A 21,027-nucleotide genomic window follows, 5' to 3' on the forward strand; every position below is an offset into this window, starting at 1 on the left:
TAACCGGGGCGGCAGGTCCGGGCCAAGCCATTCGGCGGGCGCGTGCCGACTTGCCCTACAGGACCTTGGTCGCAGCCTCCAAGCCGCGCGTCAGCAGGTTGAGGCCGCGCGAAGTCGCCTCGATCACGGTGCAAGAACAATAATCGGGCTGCGAGACCACCATGCGGTCGTCGTTCAGCGCCGCGCTAAGCGCCGCGTTGATCACCATGAAATGGGTGAATACGATGGTGTCGCTGCGACAGGATCGCAACATACCGATCAGGCCTTCGCGCCAGGCGCGGATGATCGGTGGCTGGGCCGGATAACGCTGGCCGGCAAGTTGCTGCAGCCACGGGCCGCGTGCCTTGATGCCCTGCTGGGCGATCTCGGGCGGAGTCGGGATTTCGCTGAAGGCGGCGCTTACTTCGGGAATCACGCCCCAGCGGTTGGCCAGCGGCAAGGCGGTTTCGCGGGCGCGCTCCATCGGCGAGGTATAGATCGGGATCGGCCCCAGGCTCTCGAGCTGCAGGGCGAGATCGACTGCCGCTTCCTTGCCCTCTTCCGAGAGGCTGGGGTCGGGATCTTCGTCGAACCGCGCGGCCGCCTTGGCGTGACGCACCAGATAGAGCCGTGCCATGTTTCCCCCTTACAGCAGATTGACGCGCATATTCTCGCGCGCCACCAGTGCCCCGGACCAGAGTTGTCTCGCCTCGGCTTCCAGAGCCTCCATGAACAGGTCCTCATGATCGGGATCATGATGGAAAATCGCAAGGGTCTTGGCATTGGCCGCGCGACAAAGCCGCACCCCCTCCTGCCAGGTCGAGTGCCCCCAGCCGACATGTTTCTCGAATTCCTTGTCGGTATAGGTGCTGTCGTAGATCACCAGGTCGGCCCCCTCGATCAGGCCCAGGATGTTCTGGTCGGGCTTGCCCGGCACATGCTCGGTATCGGTGACGTAGCAGACCGACTTGCCGCCATATTCGAACCGGTAGCCGGTTGCGCCGTCCGGATGGTTCAGCGGCGCGGTGCGGACCCTGATGTTGCCGCCCAGGCTGAAACTGTCGCCGGCCCGGAAATCGACATTGTCGATGCTGGCGCCCATTTTCTCCAGCGGCACGGGGAAGAAAGGCTGCTGCATTTGCGAGGCCAGCACCCGGCCGATGCCGCCCTTGTCGATCAGGTGGCCGGCATGGATGGTGAAATGCCGGTCTGCCTTGAAGGCTGGCGAGAAGAACGGAAAGCCGTTGATATGGTCCCAGTGCGTATGGGAGAGGAACAGGTCTCCGCGCGTGACATTGCGACGCAGCAGCCAGTGGCCCAGGTTTCGGATGCCGGTGCCGGCATCGAGGATGACGACGCGGTTGCCGATCTTCAGCTCGATGCAGGAGGTGTTGCCGCCGAAACCGATATGGCGCGGGGACGGCGTTGCGATGCTGCCGCGAACGCCCCAGAACTTCACCTTGAAGCCCATCGTCCCCGTCCCTATCCGGTTCAGCCTGCCGGCAGGATCGTCTCGACCAGCCGTGACCAGTAGCTGGCGCCGATCGGCAGGATGTCATCGTTGAAGTCGTAGCGCGGGTTGTGAACCATGCAGCTGCCTTCGCCGGCACCGTTGCCGATCCAGACATAGGAACCCGGCTTCTCGCGCAGCATCCAGGCGAAATCCTCCGCGCCCATGTTGGGATTGAGGTTGCGCAGCACGTTTTCGCCGCCGACCACCATGGCCGCCGCATTGGCAGCCATCTCGGTCTCGTCGGCCGTGTTGATGGTGGGCGGATAGCGGCGCTGGTAATCCACGGTGGCGCTGGCGCCATGGGCCGCGGCGATGCCGGTCGCGATCTGCTTCAGGCGGCTTTCGATCATGTCCTGCACTTCGGGCAGGAAGGCACGCGTGGTGCCGGCGATCATCACATCTTCCGGGATCACGTTGGTAGTGTGGCCGCCCTGGATCTGGCAGCAGCTCACCACCGCCGAATGCATCGGGTCGACATTGCGGCCGACGATGTTCTGCAAGGCCAGGATGATCTCGGCCGCGATCACCACGGGGTCGACGCCGCGATGCGGATAGGCGCCATGGGCGCCGACGCCCTTCACCTTGATCCAGAACATGTCGGCCGAAGCCATCATCGGACCGACGCGCACGGCGAACTTGCCGACATCGATTCCGGGCATGTTGTGCATGCCGAACACGGACTCGCAGGGAAACTGGGTGAACAGGCCGTCATCCACCATCACCTTGCCCCCGGCCAGGTTCTCTTCCGCCGGCTGGAAGATGAAATGCACCGTGCCGTCGAAATTCTTCGCCTTGGCCAGGTACTGCGCAGCACCCAGCAGCATGATGGTGTGGCCGTCATGGCCGCAGCCATGCATCTTGCCCTCGTGCTTCGACTTGTGGCCGAACTCGTTCATCTCGACCAGGTCCAGCGCATCCATGTCGGCGCGCAGGCCGATGGCGCGGTTGCCCTTGCCGGCCTTCAGCGTGCCGACCACGCCGGTCTTGGCCAGGCCGCGATGCACCGGCATGCCGAAGGATTCCAGCGTCTTGGCGACGAAATCGGCGGTGCGGTGTTCCTCGAAGGCGGTTTCGGGATGCATGTGCAGATCGCGCCGCCAGGCAGTCAGTTGGTCCTTGTTGGCAACGATCTCGTCGATCAGCTTCATCGGGGCTCTCCGGCTACGGAAAAAATCAGGAAATGCACGATAACCGATTGATTTTGCTGTTTCTAGCCGCTGAGTTTGGCATTGACTCAGGGGGTACGCTGTGGTCTTGTCCGCCGGCGGACGGTGCGCATCTGTGCTGACGCCGTCAAGACATTACGGAAATCCATGGAATTTGTTGATCTAGGCTTGAGCGAGCCGGTTCTCAAGGCTGTCGCCGAAGCTGGCTACACGACCCCCACCCCGATCCAGGCACAGGCGATCCCGATCGTGCTGATGGGCCGCGATGTGCTCGGCACCGCCCAGACCGGCACCGGCAAGACCGCCGGCTTCACCCTGCCGCTGATCGACATCCTGGCCGGCGGCCGTGCCCGTGCGCGCATGCCGCGCGCCCTGATCCTGGAACCGACCCGCGAGCTGGCCGACCAGGTGGCCCAGAGCTTCGACAAATACGGCAAGAATTCACCGCTTTCGATGGCGCTGCTGATCGGCGGCGTCAACTACACCGAACAGGAAAAGCTGCTGGATCGCGGCGTCGACGTGCTGATCGCCACGCCGGGCCGTCTGATCGACCATTTCGAGCGCGGCAAGGTGATGCTGACCGGCGTGCAGATCTTCGTGATCGACGAAGCCGACCGCATGCTGGACATGGGCTTCATGCCCGATATCGAGCGGATCGGCAAAATGCTGCCGCCGCTGCGCCAGACCCTGTTCTTCTCGGCCACCATGGCGCCCGAGATGCGCAAGCTGGCCGACAAGTTTCTCAGCAACCCGAAGGAAATCGAGGTTGCCCGCCAGGCCACCACGGCGGAATCGATCGCGCAGTTCCAGATCCAGGTTTCGCATCGCATGAAGCGCGAGGCCCTGCGCACGCTGATCCGCAACGAGGATGTGAAGAACGCCATCATCTTCTGCAATCGCAAGCGCGACGTGGATATCCTGGCAAAATCGCTGATCCGCCACGGCTTCGATGCCGCTGCGCTGCATGGCGACATGGACCAGTCGGCGCGTACCGCCACGCTGGAGAAGTTCAAGAAAGGCGAGATCGGCATTCTGGTCGCCTCCGACGTGGCCGCGCGCGGCCTCGACGTCCAGGGCCTAACCCATGTGTTCAATTTCGATGTGCCGACCCATCCGGAAGACTACGTGCACCGCATCGGCCGCACCGGTCGCGCCGGCATGAACGGCCGCGCCTTCACACTGGTGGCCGGCGAGGATGGCAAGTATCTCTCCGCCATCACCCGGTTGATCCAGCGCGACATCCCGGTGATGGAACTGCACGGCTTTGCCCATGACGAGGCCGAAGGCGGCGAGGACCGCGCCGAACGCGGCGACGAGCGCAAGAGCCGCGGTCGCGGCGGCCGTGGCCGGGATCGCGACGGCGACCGCAAGCGCCGCAGCAACCGCACCCGCGAACCGCAGGCCAGCGATGCCTCGATGGAGCCGCAGCCCGCCTACGCCGAGCCGGCGAACGAGCCGGTTGCCGCCGAGGCCCAGGGCGAGCGCAAGCCGCGCGAACGCGGGCCGCGCCGCGACAAGTCGCGCCCTGACAAACCGCGCGGGGACAAGGCGCGCGAGGACAGGCCGCGCCACGAGCAGCAGGCCCGCACCGAACAGGCCGAACCACGCCGTGATCGGGGTGACCGTGATCGCAGTGACCGGGACCGCAACCGCCGGGACAGCCGCGAGGATCGCGAGCCGCCGGTGATCGGCATGGGCGACCATGTCCCCGATTTCCTGCTGCGCCCCAGCCGCCGGGCGTCCTGATCTCCCTGGTGCTGTCTCGGGCCTGACTCCGTGCGCCGCCCCTTGGCTGCGGCGGGCGGCTTCGTTTACAGTCCGCGACAGCAAAGCGAACGGAGCCGGCGATGCAGACGATTTTCGTGATGGTGAAATGCGAGCTGGGCCGCGCCTATGACGTGGCGGTGAAGGCGGTCGAGGAAATCGAGCAGGTTTCCGAGGTGCATTCCACCTCCGGCCAGTACGATCTGATGATGAAATGCTACCTGCTCGACGGGCAGGATATCGGCCATTTCGTGGTCAACAGGCTGCAGACCATCCCCGGCGTGAAGGACACCTTCACGCTCATCACCTTCAAGGCTTTCAGCTAACTTTCGGCTGAGGGCCGGAAACTCAGCGGCGCTGTACCGGCGCGCGGCCCGACGAGATCGAACCGCTGCCCGACGAGGGCGACACGGTCATGTCGACCTTCGAACCATACAGCGTGCTGCGGGTGATCAGGATCGAGGCGACGCGGTCGGCATCGCCCGACAGATAGGTGAGCTGGCTGGTCTCGGCGCGCACCACGGCCACCTCTTTCCAGCCATGATTGGCCATCTGCGAACGGATGAAATCGAACATCGCATCGGCCGAGGTGTTGATGCTGTAGGACAGCCGGCCGATCCAGCGGTCGCCTTCGCCCAGGATGATGGTGCGATCGGCATCCAGCGAATAGCCCTCAGGCAACGCGATGCCAGAAATCTGCGGCGGCGGACCGCCGGACCCGCTGCTCCCGGCATTCGCCGTGCTGCCGCCAATGTTCATGGAATTACAGCCAGCTAGCGCCAGCACGGCAACCATGACAACTACCGGAATCCTGCTGAATTGCGCCTTGCTCATTGCGCTTGCCACCCCCGCGAATCGGCCAGTCTTTATTTACCATACCAGACCTCGCCCGTCGCGCTGTGACTGCGGCGGAGCCGGTCCAATACACTCGCTGCATGGTCTTGTCTCGCCGCCGAAATTATTTTAGACTTAAAACAATATTCGGGAGGGTTGGCGTGACGGCACAACCGCGGGACACCACGCAGACGCAGCAGCCGCACAGGACGATGGCCTTCGCCGGTCGCCACGTGCTGGTCACCGGCGCGACCCGTGGCATCGGCTGGGCCATCGCCCAGGCCTTCGCCACCCAGGGGGCAACGCTCTCGCTCTGCGGCCGCGATGCCGAATTGCTGGAACAGCGCCGCACGGCACTGGGCGGCCGCACCGCCGCCTTTGCCGCCGACCTGACCGATGCCGCTGCTGCCGAAGCGATGGTGCGGCAGGCCATCGCTGCCAACGGCGCCATCGATATCCTGGTGAATAACGCCGGCTACGGCGCCAGCCAGCCCTTTGCGAAGATGACGGCCGAACACTGGGACCAGATGCTGGGCGTCAACCTTTCCAGCGTGTTCCACGTCACCCGTGCCGCCATCGGCGGCATGCTTGAACGCAAACAGGGTCGCATCGTCAATGTCGCCTCCACGGCCGGCCTCACCGGCTATGCCTATGTGGCCGCCTATGTGGCCGCCAAACATGGTGTGGTGGGCCTGACGCGCGCCCTGGCCCGCGAATATGCCACGCAGGGCATCACGGTGAATGCCGTCTGCCCCGGTTACGTCGATACCGAGATGACGGCCGCCACCATCGATACCATCGTGAAAAAAACCGGACGCAGCGCGGAAGACGCGCGCGCCGAACTGGCGAAAAGCAATCCGCAGGGCCGCCTGATCCGGCCCGAGGAAGTGGCCGATGCCGTGCTGTGGCTGGCCGGCGATGCGGCCGGCTCGGTGACCGGCCAGTGCATCGCGATTGCGGGGGGAGAGGTGATGTCATGAGCGAACTGCGCCAGCCGGCGCCCGCGCCGGCCAACGACCGCGAAACCGCGGCTACCCGCGACGACAAGCTGGAATTGCGGCTGTGGCTGCGACTGCTCACCTGCTCCAGCCTGATCGAGCAGAATGTGCGCACGGCCCTGCGCGAGCGTTTCGATACCACCCTGCCCCGCTTCGACCTGCTGGCCCAGCTCGACCGCGCGCCGGATGGCCTGACCATGAGCGAGCTGTCGGCCCGCATGATGGTGTCCAACGGCAACATCACCGGCCTGACCGACCGGCTGGTGGAGGAAGGCCTGGTGAAGCGCACACCGTCGGCGCGCGACCGCCGCTCCAGCCATGTCAGCCTGACGCCTGCGGGCAAGAAGGCCTTCGATGCGATGACGCCGGAACATGAAGGCTGGATCGACGCCATGATGGCGGGCCTCAGCCGCCAGGACATGCAGCAGCTGTTCCAGTTGCTGGGCCGGTTGAAACAGTCGGTGCACCAGAACGCCGTCGAGCCGGACAAGGGAGATAAGCCGTGAGCAAGCTGGCCAGGGATTTCAAACCCAAGCATTTCGGCTGGTCGGTCGAGGGCAAGGTCGTCACCGTCACGCTGAACCGGCCCGAGCGCAAGAATCCGCTCACCTTCGACTCTTACGCAGAGCTGCGCGACACTTTCCGCGCGCTGAACTATGTCAGCGACGTGAAGACGGTGGTGATCACCGGCGAGGGCGGCAATTTCTGCTCCGGCGGCGACGTGCACGAGATCATCGGCCCGCTGGTGAAAATGAAAGAGTCCGGCGACATGGCCGGGCTTCTGGCCTTCACCCGCATGACCGGCGACCTGGTCAAGGCCATGCGCCACTGCCCGCAGCCCATCATCGCCGCCATCGACGGCGTCTGTGCCGGGGCCGGCGCAATCCTTGCCATGGCGTCCGACCTGCGGATCGGCACCCCGCGCACCAAGACCGCCTTCCTGTTCACCCGCGTCGGCCTGGCCGGCGCCGATATGGGTGCCTGCAACATCCTGCCGCGCATCATCGGTTCGGGCCGCGCCGCCGAATTGCTTTATACCGGCCGCAGCATGAGCGCTGAGGAAGGCGAGCGCTGGGGCTTCTACAACCGGCTTGTGGCACCCGAACAGGTGCTGGATGAAGCCAAGGCGCTGGCCCAGGAGCTGAGCGACGGGCCTACCTTCGCCCATGGCATCACCAAAACCTGCCTGCATCAGGAATGGTCGATGGACCTGGATGCCGCCATCGAGGCCGAGGCCCAGGCGCAGGCAATCTGCATGCAGACCCAGGATTTCGCCCGCGCCTACCATGCCTTCGTGGCCAAGCAGAAACCCGTCTTCGAGGGCAATTGAGATGGCCGATACCAGCTATCTGACCTGGCCCTTCTTTGAGGATCGTCATCGTCTGCTGGCGAAAAACCTGCAAGCCTGGGCGAAGCAGCATGCCGCTCATCACGACGAGCATGAGGATATCGACGCAATCTGTCGCGGCTTCGTGAAGCAGCTCGGCCGCGACGGCTTCCTCGGCCTCACCGTGCCGAAGGATGGCGGCGGCACGCTGGAGAAGCTGGAGGTGCGCTCACTGGCACTGGCCCGAGAGATCCTGGCCTATCATCACGGCCTGGCCGATTTCGCCTTCGTCATGCAGGGGCTGGGCTCAGGCCCGATCAGCCTGTTCGGCACACCCGAACAGAAACAGCGCTGGCTGCCCGGCGTGGCGCGCGGCGACAGGATCGCGGCACTGGCCATGTCGGAACCCGATGCCGGCTCGGATGTGGCGAATGTCAGCACCGTCGCGGTGCCGGATGGGCAAGGCTATCGCCTGAACGGTGTGAAGACCTGGATTTCCAATGGCGGCATCGCCGACCAGTATACGGTGGTCGCCCGCCTGGGTGACGCACCGGGAGCCAAAGGCCTCGCCGTCTTCGTGGTCGAGGCCGGCACGCCCGGCTTCAGCGTACCCGAACGCATCGACGTGATCGCGCCGCATCCGCTCGGCCGCCTGGAATTCAGGGATTGCGTGGTGCCGGCCGGCAACCTGATCGGCCAGCCGGGGGAAGGCTTCAAGATCGCCATGAGCAACCTGGATGTCTTCCGCTCCACCGTTGGCGCGGCGGCGCTGGGTTTTGCAAGACGTGCGCTGGACGAGGCGTTGCATCGCGTGCACGAGCGTCGCGTGTTCGACCAGAAGCTGGCCGATTACCAGCTCACCCAGGCCAGGATCGCCGACATGGCCACCGAGATCGATGCCTCGGCCCTGCTGATCTACCGCGCCGCCTGGACCAAGGACATGGGCGCCGCCCGCGTCACCCGCGAGGCCTCGATGGCCAAGATGTATGCCACCGAAGCGGCGCAGCGCGTGATCGATTCCGCCGTGCAGCTCTGGGGCGGCCTGGGCGTGACCAAGGGCAACATGGTGGAAAGCCTGTATCGCGAGGTTCGCGCCTTGCGCATCTACGAAGGTACTACCGAGATCAACAAGCTGGTGATCGCCGGCCAAACCTATGCCGCCTGGGCCGCCGAGAAGACCCAAGAATCTGGTAACCGGGCATGAAAATCCTCGAACCGCTGGCGCTGAACGGAATCACCCTGCCCAACCGCATCGCGGTGCCGGCGATGGTGACGCGCCTGTCGGGCGAGGACGGCTTCGTCAACCAGCCGATCATCGACCGCTACGTGCGTTACGCCCAGGGCAATGTCGGCCTGATCGTGGTGGAAGCCACGGCGGTACATTCCAACAAGTCCGGCCCGCTGCTGCGCCTGTCGGACGACGAATTCATCCCCGGCCACCGCGAACTGGTGAACCAGGTGCATGCCACCTCGGACAGCAAGGTGGTGCCGCAGATCATCCATTTCCTGAAAGTCGCCCGCTCGGGCTGGCGCCAGACCATCGACAGCTTAAGTCCCGAGGATATCGAACGCATCATCGACCAGTTCGGCCAGGCCGCCGCCCGCGCACGCCAGGCCGGCTATGACGGCGTCGAGCTGCATTCGGCCCATGCCTATACGCTGTCGTCCTTCCTCTCGCGCCGCAATCCGCGCCGCGACGAGTATGACGGCCGCACGCTGGAAGGTCGGCTGGCCATGTTCGGCCGCGTGATGGCCAGCGTGCGCAAACATGCCGGCAGCGACTGGACCGTGGGCGTGCGCTTCCTGGCCGAAGAGGCTATCAAGGAAGGCTACACGGTGGAGGATGCCAAGCTGATCGCCCTGCGCATGGCGCAGCTCGGCGTGGATTACATCTCGCTGTCGGTCGGCGGCAAGTTCGAGGATGCGGTGCATCGCGAGGGCCAGCCGCTCTATCCCTACACCGGTTACTCCGGCGACCGCTGCATGCCCGGCGACTGGTATCCGCCCCTGCCGCATGCCCATCTGGCGGCAAGCGTGAAGCAGTATATCAACGCCAAGGGCTATACCGTGCCGGTGATCTCGGCCGGCAAGATCAGCGATCCCGATGATGCCGAGCGCCTGCTGCAGACCGGCCAGGCCGACATGATCGGCATGGCGCGCCAGCTGCTGGCCGATCCCGACTGGCCGAAGAAGGTGGCGCAGGGTCGCGCCGACCAGATCGTGCGCTGCATCTACTGCAACGTCTGCAAGCAGCTCGACGAGAATTTCAAGGAAGTGACCTGCTTCCTCTGGCCCAAGGGCGTGAACCAGGCGCCGCCGGATGCCACCGACGGCCTCGGGCCGCGCTGGCCCGAGGGCGGCGCCGGCCTGACCGCCACGGTCGAACGCGGCATCGTGAAACTGAGCTGGAAAAAAGCCGAGGCCGGCGCCTCGCCGATTGCCGGCTACAATGTCTACCGCGCCGAGGATGACAGCGCCGCCCGCGTCACCGAAGCCGTGAAATCGGCCAAGCATACCGACAAGATGGTACTGGGCGGCCTGCGCTATACCTATTACGTCCGCGCCCACGATGCGGCCGGACGCGCGACACCGCCGTCAGATGCGGTGCGTATCGACTTCCCCGTCCCGATCGCCGAACCCGCCTCTCCCCATTCCGAGGTGCATCATGCATAGGTTCGAGCCTTCCGCTCATATCGACACGTTTGCCCGCGACCATCTGCCGCCGCAGGACCAGTGGCCGGTGATGCTGTGGGATACCCTGCCGGAACTGAAGGCCTACCCAAAGCGCATGAACTGCGCCCGCGAGTTGCTGGACAAGCAGGCGGCGATCCATGGCAACCGGCCGGTCATCTATTACAACGACGAGGTCTGGACCTATTCCCGCCTGCTGGAAACCGCCAACCGCATCGCCCATGTGCTGGTGCAGGATCTGGGCGTGAAGCCGGGCAACCGCGTATTGCTGCGTTCGCCCAACAATCCGATGTATGTCGCCTGCTGGTTCGCGGTGATGAAGGTGGGCGCCATCGCGGTGGCCACCATGCCACTGTATCGCTGGCGCGAACTAACCTTCATGACCGAGAAGGCCGAGATCGAGCTGGCGATCTGCGACTGGCGCCTGCGCGACGAGATGGAAACCACGCTGAAGGAATCCAAGAACCTCAAGCGTGCCGTCTATTTCTATCAGGATGGCGAGGGGTCGCTGGAAAGCCTGATGGCCGACAAGCCGTCGGAGTTCGAGACCCTGGACACCGCCTGGGACGATGTCTGCCTGATCGCCTTCACCTCGGGCACCACCGGTCCGGCCAAGGGCTGCATGCATTTCCATCGCGACGTGATGGCGATCTGCGACACCTTCAACCGCTATGTGCTGCGGCCGACCAAGGATGACATCTTCACCGGTTCGCCGCCGCTGGCCTTCACCTTCGGGCTGGGCGCGCTGGTCACCTTCCCCATGCATGTCGGGGCCAGCACCGTGCTGGTCGAGCAGTACAACCCGCAGAAGATGCTGGAGACGATCCAGCAGAAGAAGGTCACCATCCTGTTCACCGCGCCGACCGCCTATCGCGCGATGACCGACATGGTGAAGGATTACGACATCTCCTCGCTCAAAAAAGGCGTCTCGGCCGGTGAGACTTTGCCGCTGCCGGTCTGGCAGGGCTGGTATGACGCCACCGGCGTGAAACTCATTGATGGTCTGGGCGGCACCGAGATCCTGCACATCTTCATCACCTCCGAAGGCGACGGCATCCGCCCCGGCGCCACCGGTAAACCGATCCCTGGCTATGAAGCGGCGATCTTTGATAAGGACGGCAATCGCGCACCACCCGGCACGGTGGGGCGGCTGGCGATCCGCGGCCCGGTCGGCTGCCGCTATCTCGACAATCCGGAACGTCAGAAAGCCTATGTGCAGAATGGCTGGAACTTCACCGGCGACGCCTACCTGTGCGATGAGGGCGGCTATTACTGGTATCAGGCCCGCGCCGACGACATGATCATCTCGGCCGGCTACAACATTTCCGGCCCCGAGGTAGAAGCCGTGCTGATGCTGCATCCGCTGGTACAGGAATGCGCGGTGATCGGCGCGCCCTGCCCCGAACGCGGCCAGATCGTGAAGGCCTATGTGGTGCTGCGCGACAAATCCAAGGCCGGGGCGGAAACCGCGAAGGTCCTGCAGGATTTCGTGAAGGCCGAGATCGCACCCTACAAGTATCCGCGCGCCATCGAGTTCATAGACACCCTGCCGCGCACCGAAACCGGCAAGGTACAGCGCTTTGTGCTGCGCCAGCGAAACTAAGGCTTGAGAGGTGTTGCATGCAGAATAGTGCTTGCGACACCTCGAACCGGCATTATAGTACCTGCAAGAACATCAGAATTCAGAAGGGGCAACGAGGGGGTTCGTGCGATATACGCACTATTTTGCCGTATCATCGAGCGACGAATTTTCGCTGCACCGCAATAAGCCTTTGATGGCGCTCATGCGGCCCAGGCCGCGCGGGACACCGAACAAAGGCATGCAGTAGAGTGCGTAACGGGGCATGCGCGCCATCCGGCGGGCAGACCGGTATTGAGGCAACAACGGCATCCCGGCAATCAGTGCGGGGACCGCAAGGGTAATGAGGGAGGCCCGACCATGAAATTTTCCACGCTGCTCACCATGACCACGGCGCTGGCATTCGCCGCCATGCCGATGATGGCCCAGCCGGCGCAAGCCCAGGCGGCCAAGAAGATCAAGATCGGTTTCGTCACCACCCTGTCGGGCCCGAACGCGGCTTATGGCCAGGACATGAAGAACAGCGTCGAGCTGGCGCTGGAGCATATGGGCCGCAAGATGGGCGGCATCCCGGTCGAGGTCGTCTATGAAGACGACGAGCAGAAGCCGGAAGTCGGCAAGCAGAAGACCGAGAAGCTGCTGCAGCGTGACAAGGTCGATTTCGTCGCCGGCTATATCTGGTCGAACGTGCTGCTGGCTTCCTACAAGCCGGTGGTCGACAGCAAGACCTTCCTGATCAGCGCCAATGCCGGTCCCTCGCCGCTGGCCGGCGAGCAGTGCAACCCGTATTTCTTCGCTGCCTCGTGGGCCAACGAGCAGAACCCGATGGGCGTCGGCGAGTTGCTGAACCAGAAAGGCGTGAAGAAGCTCTATATCGTGGCGCCGAACTACGCCGCCGGCCAGGACATGGCCAACGGCGTGAAGGCCACGTTCAAGGGCCAGGTGGTCGGCCAGGACATGACCAAGTGGCCCGACCAGCTCGACTTCTCGGCCGAGATTTCCAAGATCCGCGCCGCCAAGCCCGATGCGGTCTACGTCTTCTATCCCAGCCGCTGGGGTGTGCAGTTCTACACGCAGTACAGCCAGTCGGGCCTGAAGAAGGAAATCCCGCTCTATTCCGTGTTCACCATCGACGCGGTGACGCTGAAGCTGCAGAAGGATGTGGCGCTCGATACCTATTTCGGCCTGTTCTGGGCGCCTGACCTGCCCTACGCCACCAACACCAAGTTCGTCGGCGACTACAAGAAGAAGCACAAGGACACGCCGACCTTCTACGGTGCGCAGTCCTATGACGCGATGAACCTGATCGCCTCGGCCGTGGCGGCCACCAAGGGCAACATCAAGGACAAGGACGCGGTGCGGAAGGCGCTGGAAGCCGCCAAGTTCGATTCCGTGCGCGGCCCGTTCAAGTTCAACAAGAACCACTTCCCGATCCACGCGATCTACCAGCAGGAAGTCTACAAGGTGTCGGACACCGAGTACGACATCCGCACGATCAGCAAGATCATCGACAACCTGGAAGACCCGAACGCTTCCAAGTGCAAGATGTGATCGCTGGGGTCTGAAGACCCGGTTCGGGCGGGGCGCCGCATTCATCTCGGCGCCCCGCTTCGCATCCGGGCCTGCATTCTGAGTCTCGATTGCCGTGCAGAGCGTTTTATGTCTAACCTACCTTCCGACGGGGGACTCCCACAGGGCATGCAGCACGGAAATCGTGCGCAGGCGGCGCATCGCGGGATGGGCCGTATCGCGGCCATGCCAGTGAAGGAGAGACGGATGACGCCTTTCAGATTCCAGATCGCCGATACGTCATCGGCCACTCACCCGCCAGCTATCCACACGACTGTGACCGACTGACCTGACCCGCCGCGCGCCGTCCAGCGGGCGCGGTTTTCCATCTGACGAGCACCCTGTCCCCATGCTGCTGCTTCTTTTCGAGCAATTCCTCAACGGCCTGCAGATCGGCCTGCTGCTGTTCCTGCTGGCTGCGGGCCTGACCCTGGTCTTCGGCATCATGGACTTGGTCAACCTGGCGCATGGCTCGCTCTACATGATGGGCGCCTATTTCGCCGCCGTGTTCACGCAGTGGACCGGCAACTTCTTCCTCGGCGCGCTGCTGGCGCTGCCGGCCGGTGCGCTGCTGGGCATCGTGGTGGAAGTGATCGCGCTGCGCACGCTCTACACCCGCGACCATCTCGACCAGGTGCTGGCCACCTTCGGCCTGATCCTGTTCTTCAACGAATTCGCCCGCATCGTCTTCGGTGCCGGCGGCATGGCCATCGAACTGCCGGCCTGGCTGGAAGGCCAGGTCATGGTGCTGCCCGGCCTGCCCTATCCCAGCTTCCGCTTCCTGATCATCGTGGTCGGCCTGGCCTGCGCCGGCTTCCTCTACCTGCTGGTGCAGAAGACACGTCTGGGCATGCTGATCCGCGCCGGCGCCTCCAACCGCGAGATGGTCGGCGCGCTCGGCATCGACATCAAGCTGCTCTTCACCCTGGTCTTTGGCCTCGGCTCGGCCCTGGCGGCACTGGCCGGCCTGATGAGCGGCCCGATCACCACCGTGCAGATCGGCATGGGCGACAGCATCCTGATCCTGGCGCTGGTCGTGATCGTGATCGGCGGCATCGGTTCGATCCGCGGCGCCTTCATTGCCGCCGTCGCCATCGGCATCATCGACACGATGGGCCGCGCCTTCCTGCCCAACCTGCTGGGCAGCTTCCTCAATCCCTCCGATGCCGGCACCCTGGCCCAGGCCCTGTCGTCCATGCTGATCTACATCCTGATGGCCGCCGTGCTGGTGCTGCGTCCCGCGGGCCTGTTCCCCGCCCCCGGCCGCTGAGGAGCCGCTTATGATGCCCGCTCTTCCGCGCCAGGCCACCACCATCGTCGCCCTCATCCTGCTCGCCATGCTGGCCCTGGTGCCGGTCGCGTCCGAGGCCTTCGACGATCCCTTCATGCTCACGCTGTTCACCCGCATCGTGATCATGGCGATCGCCGCCGTCAGCCTGAACCTGATCCTGGGTTATGGCGGCATGGTCAGCTTCGGCCACGCCGCCTATATCGGCATCGGCGGCTACACCATCGGCATCCTGGCCCATCACGGCGTGCACGAGGCCTGGATCCAGTGGCCGCTGGCCCTGATCGTATCGGCTGTATTCGCCCTGCTGATCGGCCTGCTGTCGCTGCGTACCAAGGGCATCTTCTTCATCATGATCACCCTGGCCCTGGCCCAGCTGGTTTATTATCTGGGCAATGGCGCCTATGCCTATGGCGGCGACGACGGCCTCACCATCCTCAAGCGCTCCGATTTCGGCGGCCTGATCGACCTGAACGACCGCCCCTCGCTGTATTACCTGTGCTGGGCCGTGCTGGTCGCCTCGCTGTATCTGTGCCACCGCGCGGTCAATTCGCGCTTCGGCATGGTATTGCAGGGCGCCAAGTCGAACGATCGCCGCATGGCCACCATCGGTTTCCCGGTTTTCCGCTACCGCCTCACCGCCTTCGTCATCGCCGGCATGGTCTGCGGCCTGGCCGGCGTTCTGACCGCCACCTTCACCGACTTCATCAGCCCGGCGATGATGCATTGGAGCCGCTCGGGCGACCTGATCGTGATGGTGGTGCTGGGCGGCATGGGCAGCCTGTTCGGGCCGTTATTCGGCGCCGTCAGCTTCCTGCTGCTGGAGGAAATACTCTCCGGCTGGACCGAATACTGGAAGATCGTGTTCGGCCCGATCCTGGTTCTGGTGGTGATCTTCGCCCGCGGCGGCATTGCCGGCGCGCTCGGCCGCGGCCAGGCCGGCGCGTTGATGGCCGGCATCGCTGCCTTCTTCCTGGTCTATGGCGTGCATCTGGTTTTCGAGGATGAATGGATCATCCCCACCCTGATCCTGGCCGCCGCCTTTGCACTCAGCGGCTTCGCCTGGTGGCATTACCGGCATAAACGCGTGGCATCGGCCGAAACCACGGGAGGCGACCATGCTTGAGCCGGTCCTGCGGGCTTCCAACCTGGTCAAGCGCTTCGGCGGCCTCACCGCCACCGACGATTTTTCGATCGAGATCCGCCCGGGCGAGATCCATGCGGTGATCGGCCCCAACGGCGCCGGCAAGACCACCATGATCGGCCAGCTGATCGGCGAACTGCGGCCCGATGCCGGCAGCATCCGCTTCATGGGCCAGGACATCACCCACCTGCCGGTGCACAAGCGCTCGCATCTGGGTATCGCGCGCTCGTTCCAGATCACCTCGATCTTCCTGAACTTCACCGCGCTGGATAACGTCGCACTGGCCGTGCAGGCCCATGACGGCCATTCCTTCCGCTTCTGGGCCGATGCCCGCCGCGATGCGCGCCTGCGCGACCCCGCCATGGCGGCGCTGCAGCAGGTCGGCCTCGCCCATCGCGCCGACGTGGTGGCCAGCGCGCTGAGCCATGGCGAACATCGCCAGCTCGAGATCGCCATGGCATTGGCGACCAAGCCGAAGCTGCTGCTGCTGGATGAGCCGATGGCCGGCATGGGACCGGAGGATTCCGCCCGCATGGTCACGATGCTGCAGGGCATCAAGGGCAGCGTGACGATGCTGTTGATCGAACACGACATGGATGCCGTATTCGCCCTGGCCGACCGCATCACCGTGCTGGTCTACGGCCATGGCATCGCCACCGGCACGCCCGACGAGATCCGGCGCAACGAGCAGGTGCGCCAGGCCTATCTCGGCGACGAAGCGGAGTAATGCGATGAGCCTGCTGGACGTCGACGCCATCGACACTTTCTACGGCCGCAGCCAGGTGCTGTTCGGCATGAGCATCGCCATCGCACCGGGCGAGGTGGTCACGCTGATGGGCCGCAACGGCATGGGCAAGACCACCACGATCCGCTCGATCATGGGTCTGACGCCGGCCGCGCGCGGAAAGATTCGTTTTCGCGGCGAGGACATCCGTGGCCTGCCCTCCTATCGGGTCGCCAAGATCGGCGTTGGCCTGGTGCCCGAGGGCCGGCAGATTTTTCCCAATCTTTCTGTGAAGGAAAATCTGATCGCCACCGCCGCCAACCGCAACGACAGCCAGCAGCCCTGGACCTACGAGCGTGTGGTCGAACTGTTTCCCCGTCTCGCCGAACGCGCGAATAACATGGGTAACCAATTGTCGGGTGGCGAGCAGCAGATGCTGGCCGTCGGCCGCGCCCTGATGACCAACCCGCACCTGCTGATCCTTGACGAGGCCACCGAGGGCCTCGCCCCGCTGATCCGGCTGGAAATCTGGAACTGTCTGGAACGGTTGAAACAAACCGGCCAGTCGATCCTGGTTGTGGATAAAAATGTCGAGGCGCTGACCCGCCTCGCCAACCGTCATTACGTGATTGAAAAAGGCCGCGTGGTCTGGCAGGGCGATTCCGACGCCTTGCGCGCCGCCCCCGAAATCCAGCACCGCTATCTCGGCATTTAGTCTGAAATAACCCCGAATCCCATTGCCAGCCGCCCCGGCCGGTCCCACAGTATGGACCGGCGGCGCGATCCGGGGAAGATCGCCGCCGGCAGGGGAGCAGGATGTATCACGACGATCTGCATCAGGCGGCCGAATTCGCCCACGCGGCGGTGGCCAGTATGACGCGGTTCTCGATTCCGCCCACCCCGATCAATTTCACCATCTGGTACGAATATCATGCCGGTCGCGATCCGGCGCTCAGCCGCGCAATCGACGGCCTGCTGGCGTCCAGGACGCCGTTCACGCCCGACACCACGCTGCAGCTCTACGAGGAATTCCTCAATCCCGCGCGCATGCTGCGCGCCTCGCGCGAAACCACCGAGAAACTGCAGGAGGCGATGGACGAACTGCGTGTCTTTGTCGGCGCCGCCGAGGTCGATACCCGCACCTATGGCGACAAGCTGGAGGATTTCTCCGACCGGCTCGACGACCATGGCAATGGCCCGGCCTTCGGTTCGCTGGTCGGCGCCATGCTGCAGGAAACCCGTGCCATGCAGCAGCGCAACCAGTCGCTGGAAGACCGCCTGGCCGAGACCACGGCCGAGGTGCAGCAGCTGCGCGAGCATTTCGAGCAGGCCCGCCGCGAGGCGCTGTCCGACAGCCTGACCGGTCTGGCCAACCGCAAGAATTTCGAACAAACCCTCACCCTCTTCGCCAAGGCCGCCGTCGACAACAACGAGCCGCTGTCGCTCATGCTGCTCGACATCGATCATTTCAAGCTGTTCAACGACCGCCATGGCCATCAGACCGGCGACACCGTGCTGCAGCTCGTCGCCCGCACCCTCAGCGACAACGTGAAGGGCCAGGACCTGGCCGCGCGTTACGGCGGCGAGGAATTCGCCCTGCTGCTGCCGCGCACCCGCGCCGATCAGGCGATCCGGCTGGGCGACAACATCCGCACCCTCATCGCCGCCCGCAAGCTGGTGAAACGCAATTCCGGTGACGAACTCGGCCGCATCACCATCTCCGCCGGTGTGGCCGAATACCGCTCCGGCGAAGCGCTCAGCGCCTTCGTGCAGCGGGCCGATGGCGCGCTGTACGGTGCCAAGCGTGCCGGCCGCAACCGCGTGGTTGCCGCAACGGAAGCTGCCGCGGCAACCCTGTCCGAGACTGTTCTACCCTCCTGAAAAATCGGCTAGCGTGTTCGCCATCCAAGGGGGCGAAACACAAATGGCCTACAACACCCTGCTGGTCGACAAACAGGACGGCGTCGCCACTCTCACGCTGAACCGGCCCGACCGCCTGAACGCGCTGAACACCGAAATCATGGTCGAGATGCTGGCCGCCCTCGAGGAGATCGAGGCCGATGCCGCGATCCGCTGCCTGCTCATCACCGGTGCCGGCCGCGGTTTCTGCTCGGGCGCCGATCTGGCCAGCGGCGACCTGACGAAAGACGGTGGCATGCCGGATCTCGGCAAAGCCCTGCACAGCAACTACCACCCGGTGATCCGCAAGCTGGCGGCCCTGCGCATGCCCATCGTCTGCGCCGTGAACGGCCCCGCCGCCGGCGCCGGCATGAGCCTGGCGCTGACCGGCGACATCGTGATCGCCGGCCAGTCGGCTAGTTTCCTGCAGGCCTTCGCCAATATCGGCCTCGTGCCCGATGCCGGCAGCACCTATTTCCTGCCCCGCCTGGTCGGGTCGGCCCGCGCCCAGGGCCTGACCATGCTGGGCGAGCCGCTGCCGGCACAGACTGCCGCCGAATGGGGCATGATCTGGAAGTGTGTCGACGATGCCGCCCTGATGGACGAGGCGCGCAAGGTGGCCACCAAATTCGCCAAAGGGCCCACCGTGGGCCTCGGCTTGATCCGCCAGCTGATGCAGCAATCCTGGACTGCCTCGCTCGACAGCCAGCTTGAGGCCGAGCGTTCGGCCCAGCGCGTCGCCGGCCGCAGTCGCGACTTCGTCGAGGGCGTGATGGCCTTCCTGCAGAAACGCCCGGCGAAGTTCACCGGCCAATGAGTCCCCTGAGCCCGCAACAGGTCGCCGAACGCATCGGCCAGGCCGCCGCTGAACGCGACCTCGCCGCGCAGCGTCTTGGCATCGAATTGCTGGAGATGGGCCCGGGCCGCTGCCGCCTGCGCATGACGGTGAAGCCCGACATGGTGAACAGCCACGGCACCTGCCATGGCGGCGTGATCTTCACGCTCGCCGATTCCGCTTTCGGCTATGCCTGCAATTCCTTCAACCGCAATGCCGTGGCGCAGCAATGCGACATCACCTATCTGCGCCCCGTGCTGCCCGGCGCGGTGCTGACGGCAACGGCCGAACTGCGCGAAAGCGCGGGCCGCAGTGCCATCTACGACATGACCGTGCAGGAGGAAGGCGGCGATACGGTCGCGCTGTTCCGCGGCCTGGCCCGCACGATCAAGGGCGAAACCATTCCCGGACTGGAGGGAGCCTGACCATGGCGACACTCAACACCGACCCCAACCTGGCCGATGCCGATGCCTTCTACGCGGCGCTGGTGAAAATGACCGACGGCATGGACGACGCCACGGCGCAGAAGACCATGGCCAAGCTGACGCTGCTGCTGGCCAACCATATCGGCGATGCCGCCGTGCTGAATGAGGCAATGGCGATGGCCCACGGCGACGCGCAGAGCAAAGCGGCCTAGTTACACACTTGCCACCTTTAGCGGCGGCGCTCGGCTCTTTTGCCACCTAGCGCCGCCGGGCAGCCCCCAGCGTCACGCGGCGCGAGGGCGGCGGGGTGGCGGCCTTCTGGGCCTTGGCAACGGCCAGGGCGGTTTTCGCCCAGGCCACGGCTTCGTCCTGGTCGTCGACCAGTTCGGGCGGCATCTGCCAGTAGCTCATCTGCACCGGCCTGCCCTTGCCGTCATAGACAAAGGGCGTGCAGCCGCGGGCCAGGAAAGCCTGGCTGCTCTCGGCATCGGCCTTGAGGTAGACCACGTCGTCGGCGATCAGGCCGAACATCACGCCCCGGCAATAGATGCCGGCCCCACCGAACATGCGGCGGATGCTGACGCCGCCCAGCGGGGCGAACAGTTCCTGGACGAATTCGGTGAAATCGGGACTCGCAGCCATGGCGCGCAGACTAGCCAAGCCCGCGGCGGCGGCCAAGCGCGCTTTGACGCCTGCGACAAAAATCGCTAGCGTCGCCCGAAATGGCTAGCCGCACATGACCGCCTATCTCTATATCGCCGCCGGCGGCGCGCTGGGCAGCGTCGCCCGCTACTGGATGGCCGGCGCGATCGACGGGCGCCTAAATAGTGGCTTTCCCTGGGGCACGGTGCTGGTCAACATCGCCGGCTCGTTCGCCATCGGCATCTTCGCCGCCATGGCGGCCGGTGAAAGCCGCTGGGGCCTGAGCGATTCCGCCCGGCTGTTCCTGATGGTGGGCATCTGCGGCGGCTTCACGACGTTTTCCAGCTTCAGCCTGCAGACGCTCGGCCTGCTGCGCGAGGGCCTGCTGCTGCGGGCCGGCGGCAACGTGGCGGTCTCGGTGCTGGTCTGCCTGGCCGCCACCTGGGCCGGCGCCGCGCTGATGCAGGCGCTCGGCCGCGGCGGTTCGTAGAACCTTACTGTTCGACGCCAGCCTTACTGTTCGACGAAGGCCTTTTCGATCACGTATTCGCCGGCACCGGTGGTCGAGCCTTCCTGCCAGCCCAGGCCATCCAGCATCGTGCGCATGTCGGCCAGCATGCCGGGGCTGCCGCACAGCATGATGCGGTCGG

General features: G+C 64.8%; 23 protein-coding genes and 1 pseudogene. 18 read left to right on the forward strand and 6 right to left on the reverse strand.

The features are described 5' to 3' along the window. Nucleotides 1-55: 55 nt before the first annotated feature. Genes ACK4FJ_RS17435 through ACK4FJ_RS17445 form a run of 3 tightly spaced genes read right to left on the reverse strand, consistent with a single transcriptional unit; the run spans nucleotide 56 to nucleotide 2,640 of the window. Nucleotides 56-616 carry a histidine phosphatase family protein gene (locus tag ACK4FJ_RS17435; RefSeq protein ID WP_374299120.1) on the reverse strand — a complete coding sequence of 187 codons (561 nt, stop codon included), beginning with the start codon at nucleotides 614-616 and terminating at the stop codon, nucleotides 56-58. A 9-nt stretch (nucleotides 617-625) separates the two neighbouring features. Continuing rightward, nucleotides 626-1,450 carry an MBL fold metallo-hydrolase gene (locus ACK4FJ_RS17440; RefSeq protein ID WP_409768006.1) on the reverse strand — a complete coding sequence of 275 codons (825 nt, stop codon included), beginning with the start codon at nucleotides 1,448-1,450 and terminating at the stop codon, nucleotides 626-628. A gap of 20 nt (nucleotides 1,451-1,470) precedes the next feature. Beyond that, a complete protein-coding gene (locus ACK4FJ_RS17445; protein ID WP_409768007.1) occupies nucleotides 1,471-2,640 on the reverse strand; it encodes a M20 aminoacylase family protein in 1,170 nt (389 codons plus the stop codon). 165 nt (nucleotides 2,641-2,805) lie between these two features. Here ACK4FJ_RS17445 and ACK4FJ_RS17450 point away from each other — a divergent pair, with 165 nt between their 5' ends. Together ACK4FJ_RS17450 and ACK4FJ_RS17455 are read left to right on the forward strand one after the other, a co-directional pair. Beyond that, nucleotides 2,806-4,404, forward strand: coding sequence for a DEAD/DEAH box helicase (locus ACK4FJ_RS17450; protein ID WP_409768008.1), 1,599 nt, complete (start codon nucleotides 2,806-2,808; stop codon nucleotides 4,402-4,404). Nucleotides 4,405-4,505: 101 nt separating this feature from the next. Then, the gene (locus tag ACK4FJ_RS17455) at nucleotides 4,506-4,748 is read left to right on the forward strand and encodes an Lrp/AsnC ligand binding domain-containing protein (protein ID WP_409768009.1); all 243 of its coding nucleotides are present in this window, start codon (nucleotides 4,506-4,508) and stop codon (nucleotides 4,746-4,748) included. 22 nt (nucleotides 4,749-4,770) lie between these two features. On the opposite strand, the gene ACK4FJ_RS17460 is transcribed toward ACK4FJ_RS17455, so the two are convergent. Then, complete coding sequence (locus ACK4FJ_RS17460; RefSeq protein ID WP_409768010.1) at nucleotides 4,771-5,256, reverse strand: hypothetical protein; 486 nt, start codon at nucleotides 5,254-5,256, stop codon at nucleotides 4,771-4,773. Nucleotides 5,257-5,417: 161 nt separating this feature from the next. Here ACK4FJ_RS17460 and ACK4FJ_RS17465 point away from each other — a divergent pair, with 161 nt between their 5' ends. The 15 genes from ACK4FJ_RS17465 to ACK4FJ_RS17535 all read left to right on the forward strand — a co-directional run bounded on the left by ACK4FJ_RS17465 (nucleotide 5,418) and on the right by ACK4FJ_RS17535 (nucleotide 19,947). Beyond that, nucleotides 5,418-6,236: an SDR family NAD(P)-dependent oxidoreductase gene (locus ACK4FJ_RS17465; RefSeq protein WP_409768011.1), complete on the forward strand. Its 819-nt coding sequence runs from the start codon at nucleotides 5,418-5,420 to the stop codon at nucleotides 6,234-6,236. Further along, the gene (locus tag ACK4FJ_RS17470; RefSeq protein WP_409768012.1) at nucleotides 6,233-6,760 is read left to right on the forward strand and encodes a MarR family winged helix-turn-helix transcriptional regulator; all 528 of its coding nucleotides are present in this window, start codon (nucleotides 6,233-6,235) and stop codon (nucleotides 6,758-6,760) included. The genes ACK4FJ_RS17465 and ACK4FJ_RS17470 overlap by 4 nt, the downstream gene beginning before the upstream one ends. After that, nucleotides 6,757-7,584, forward strand: a complete 828-nt coding sequence (locus ACK4FJ_RS17475; RefSeq protein WP_409768013.1) for an enoyl-CoA hydratase family protein — start codon at nucleotides 6,757-6,759, stop codon at nucleotides 7,582-7,584. The genes ACK4FJ_RS17470 and ACK4FJ_RS17475 overlap by 4 nt, the downstream gene beginning before the upstream one ends. Nucleotide 7,585: 1 nt before the next feature. Further along, the gene (locus tag ACK4FJ_RS17480; RefSeq protein WP_409768014.1) at nucleotides 7,586-8,785 is read left to right on the forward strand and encodes an acyl-CoA dehydrogenase family protein; all 1,200 of its coding nucleotides are present in this window, start codon (nucleotides 7,586-7,588) and stop codon (nucleotides 8,783-8,785) included. Next, nucleotides 8,782-10,254 carry an NADH:flavin oxidoreductase gene (locus ACK4FJ_RS17485; protein ID WP_409768015.1) on the forward strand — a complete coding sequence of 491 codons (1,473 nt, stop codon included), beginning with the start codon at nucleotides 8,782-8,784 and terminating at the stop codon, nucleotides 10,252-10,254. The genes ACK4FJ_RS17480 and ACK4FJ_RS17485 overlap by 4 nt, the downstream gene beginning before the upstream one ends. Then, entirely contained in the window at nucleotides 10,247-11,875 is a 1,629-nt protein-coding gene (locus tag ACK4FJ_RS17490) for an AMP-binding protein (protein WP_409768016.1), read from the forward strand. Before ACK4FJ_RS17485 ends, ACK4FJ_RS17490 begins: the two co-directional genes overlap by 8 nt. Before the next feature lie 336 nt (nucleotides 11,876-12,211). Then, complete coding sequence (locus ACK4FJ_RS17495) at nucleotides 12,212-13,402, forward strand: ABC transporter substrate-binding protein (RefSeq protein WP_409768017.1); 1,191 nt, start codon at nucleotides 12,212-12,214, stop codon at nucleotides 13,400-13,402. 367 nt (nucleotides 13,403-13,769) lie between these two features. Next, on the forward strand, nucleotides 13,770-14,690 hold the full coding sequence (locus tag ACK4FJ_RS17500; RefSeq protein ID WP_409768018.1) for a branched-chain amino acid ABC transporter permease: 921 nt from the start codon (nucleotides 13,770-13,772) through the stop codon (nucleotides 14,688-14,690). Nucleotides 14,691-14,700: 10 nt separating this feature from the next. Continuing rightward, nucleotides 14,701-15,834 carry a branched-chain amino acid ABC transporter permease gene (locus ACK4FJ_RS17505; RefSeq protein ID WP_409768019.1) on the forward strand — a complete coding sequence of 378 codons (1,134 nt, stop codon included), beginning with the start codon at nucleotides 14,701-14,703 and terminating at the stop codon, nucleotides 15,832-15,834. Then, nucleotides 15,827-16,579, forward strand: coding sequence for an ABC transporter ATP-binding protein (locus ACK4FJ_RS17510; RefSeq protein WP_409768020.1), 753 nt, complete (start codon nucleotides 15,827-15,829; stop codon nucleotides 16,577-16,579). The genes ACK4FJ_RS17505 and ACK4FJ_RS17510 overlap by 8 nt, the downstream gene beginning before the upstream one ends. A 10-nt stretch (nucleotides 16,580-16,589) precedes the next feature. Next, nucleotides 16,590-17,291, forward strand: coding sequence for an ABC transporter ATP-binding protein (locus ACK4FJ_RS17515; protein WP_409768028.1), 702 nt, complete (start codon nucleotides 16,590-16,592; stop codon nucleotides 17,289-17,291). Nucleotides 17,292-17,392: 101 nt separating this feature from the next. After that, nucleotides 17,393-18,457 (forward strand): GGDEF domain-containing protein, encoded by a 1,065-nt coding sequence (locus ACK4FJ_RS17520; RefSeq protein WP_409768021.1) that lies wholly within the window; start codon nucleotides 17,393-17,395, stop codon nucleotides 18,455-18,457. A 43-nt stretch (nucleotides 18,458-18,500) separates the two neighbouring features. Continuing rightward, nucleotides 18,501-19,292 carry a 2-(1,2-epoxy-1,2-dihydrophenyl)acetyl-CoA isomerase PaaG gene (gene paaG, locus ACK4FJ_RS17525; RefSeq protein WP_409768022.1) on the forward strand — a complete coding sequence of 264 codons (792 nt, stop codon included), beginning with the start codon at nucleotides 18,501-18,503 and terminating at the stop codon, nucleotides 19,290-19,292. After that, nucleotides 19,289-19,735, forward strand: a complete 447-nt coding sequence (gene paaI, locus ACK4FJ_RS17530; protein ID WP_409768023.1) for a hydroxyphenylacetyl-CoA thioesterase PaaI — start codon at nucleotides 19,289-19,291, stop codon at nucleotides 19,733-19,735. The genes paaG and paaI overlap by 4 nt, the downstream gene beginning before the upstream one ends. 2 nt (nucleotides 19,736-19,737) lie before the next feature. Then, entirely contained in the window at nucleotides 19,738-19,947 is a 210-nt protein-coding gene (locus ACK4FJ_RS17535; protein ID WP_409768024.1) for a DUF2783 domain-containing protein, read from the forward strand. A gap of 46 nt (nucleotides 19,948-19,993) precedes the next feature. Here ACK4FJ_RS17535 and ACK4FJ_RS17540 read toward each other — a convergent pair whose 3' ends face one another. Continuing rightward, entirely contained in the window at nucleotides 19,994-20,377 is a 384-nt protein-coding gene (locus ACK4FJ_RS17540; RefSeq protein WP_409768025.1) for a TfoX/Sxy family protein, read from the reverse strand. Between the two features lie 94 nt (nucleotides 20,378-20,471). On the opposite strand from ACK4FJ_RS17540, the gene crcB reads away from it, so the two are divergent. Then, the gene (gene crcB / locus ACK4FJ_RS17545; RefSeq protein WP_409768026.1) at nucleotides 20,472-20,867 is read left to right on the forward strand and encodes a fluoride efflux transporter CrcB; all 396 of its coding nucleotides are present in this window, start codon (nucleotides 20,472-20,474) and stop codon (nucleotides 20,865-20,867) included. 23 nt (nucleotides 20,868-20,890) lie between these two features. Here crcB and ACK4FJ_RS17550 read toward each other — a convergent pair. Beyond that, a pseudogene (locus ACK4FJ_RS17550) lies at nucleotides 20,891-21,027 on the reverse strand (ferredoxin--NADP reductase); the annotation flags it as partial.

The sequence above is a fragment of the Ferrovibrio sp. genome (assembly GCF_046297595.1).
GTDB lineage: Bacteria > Pseudomonadota > Alphaproteobacteria > Ferrovibrionales > Ferrovibrionaceae > Ferrovibrio.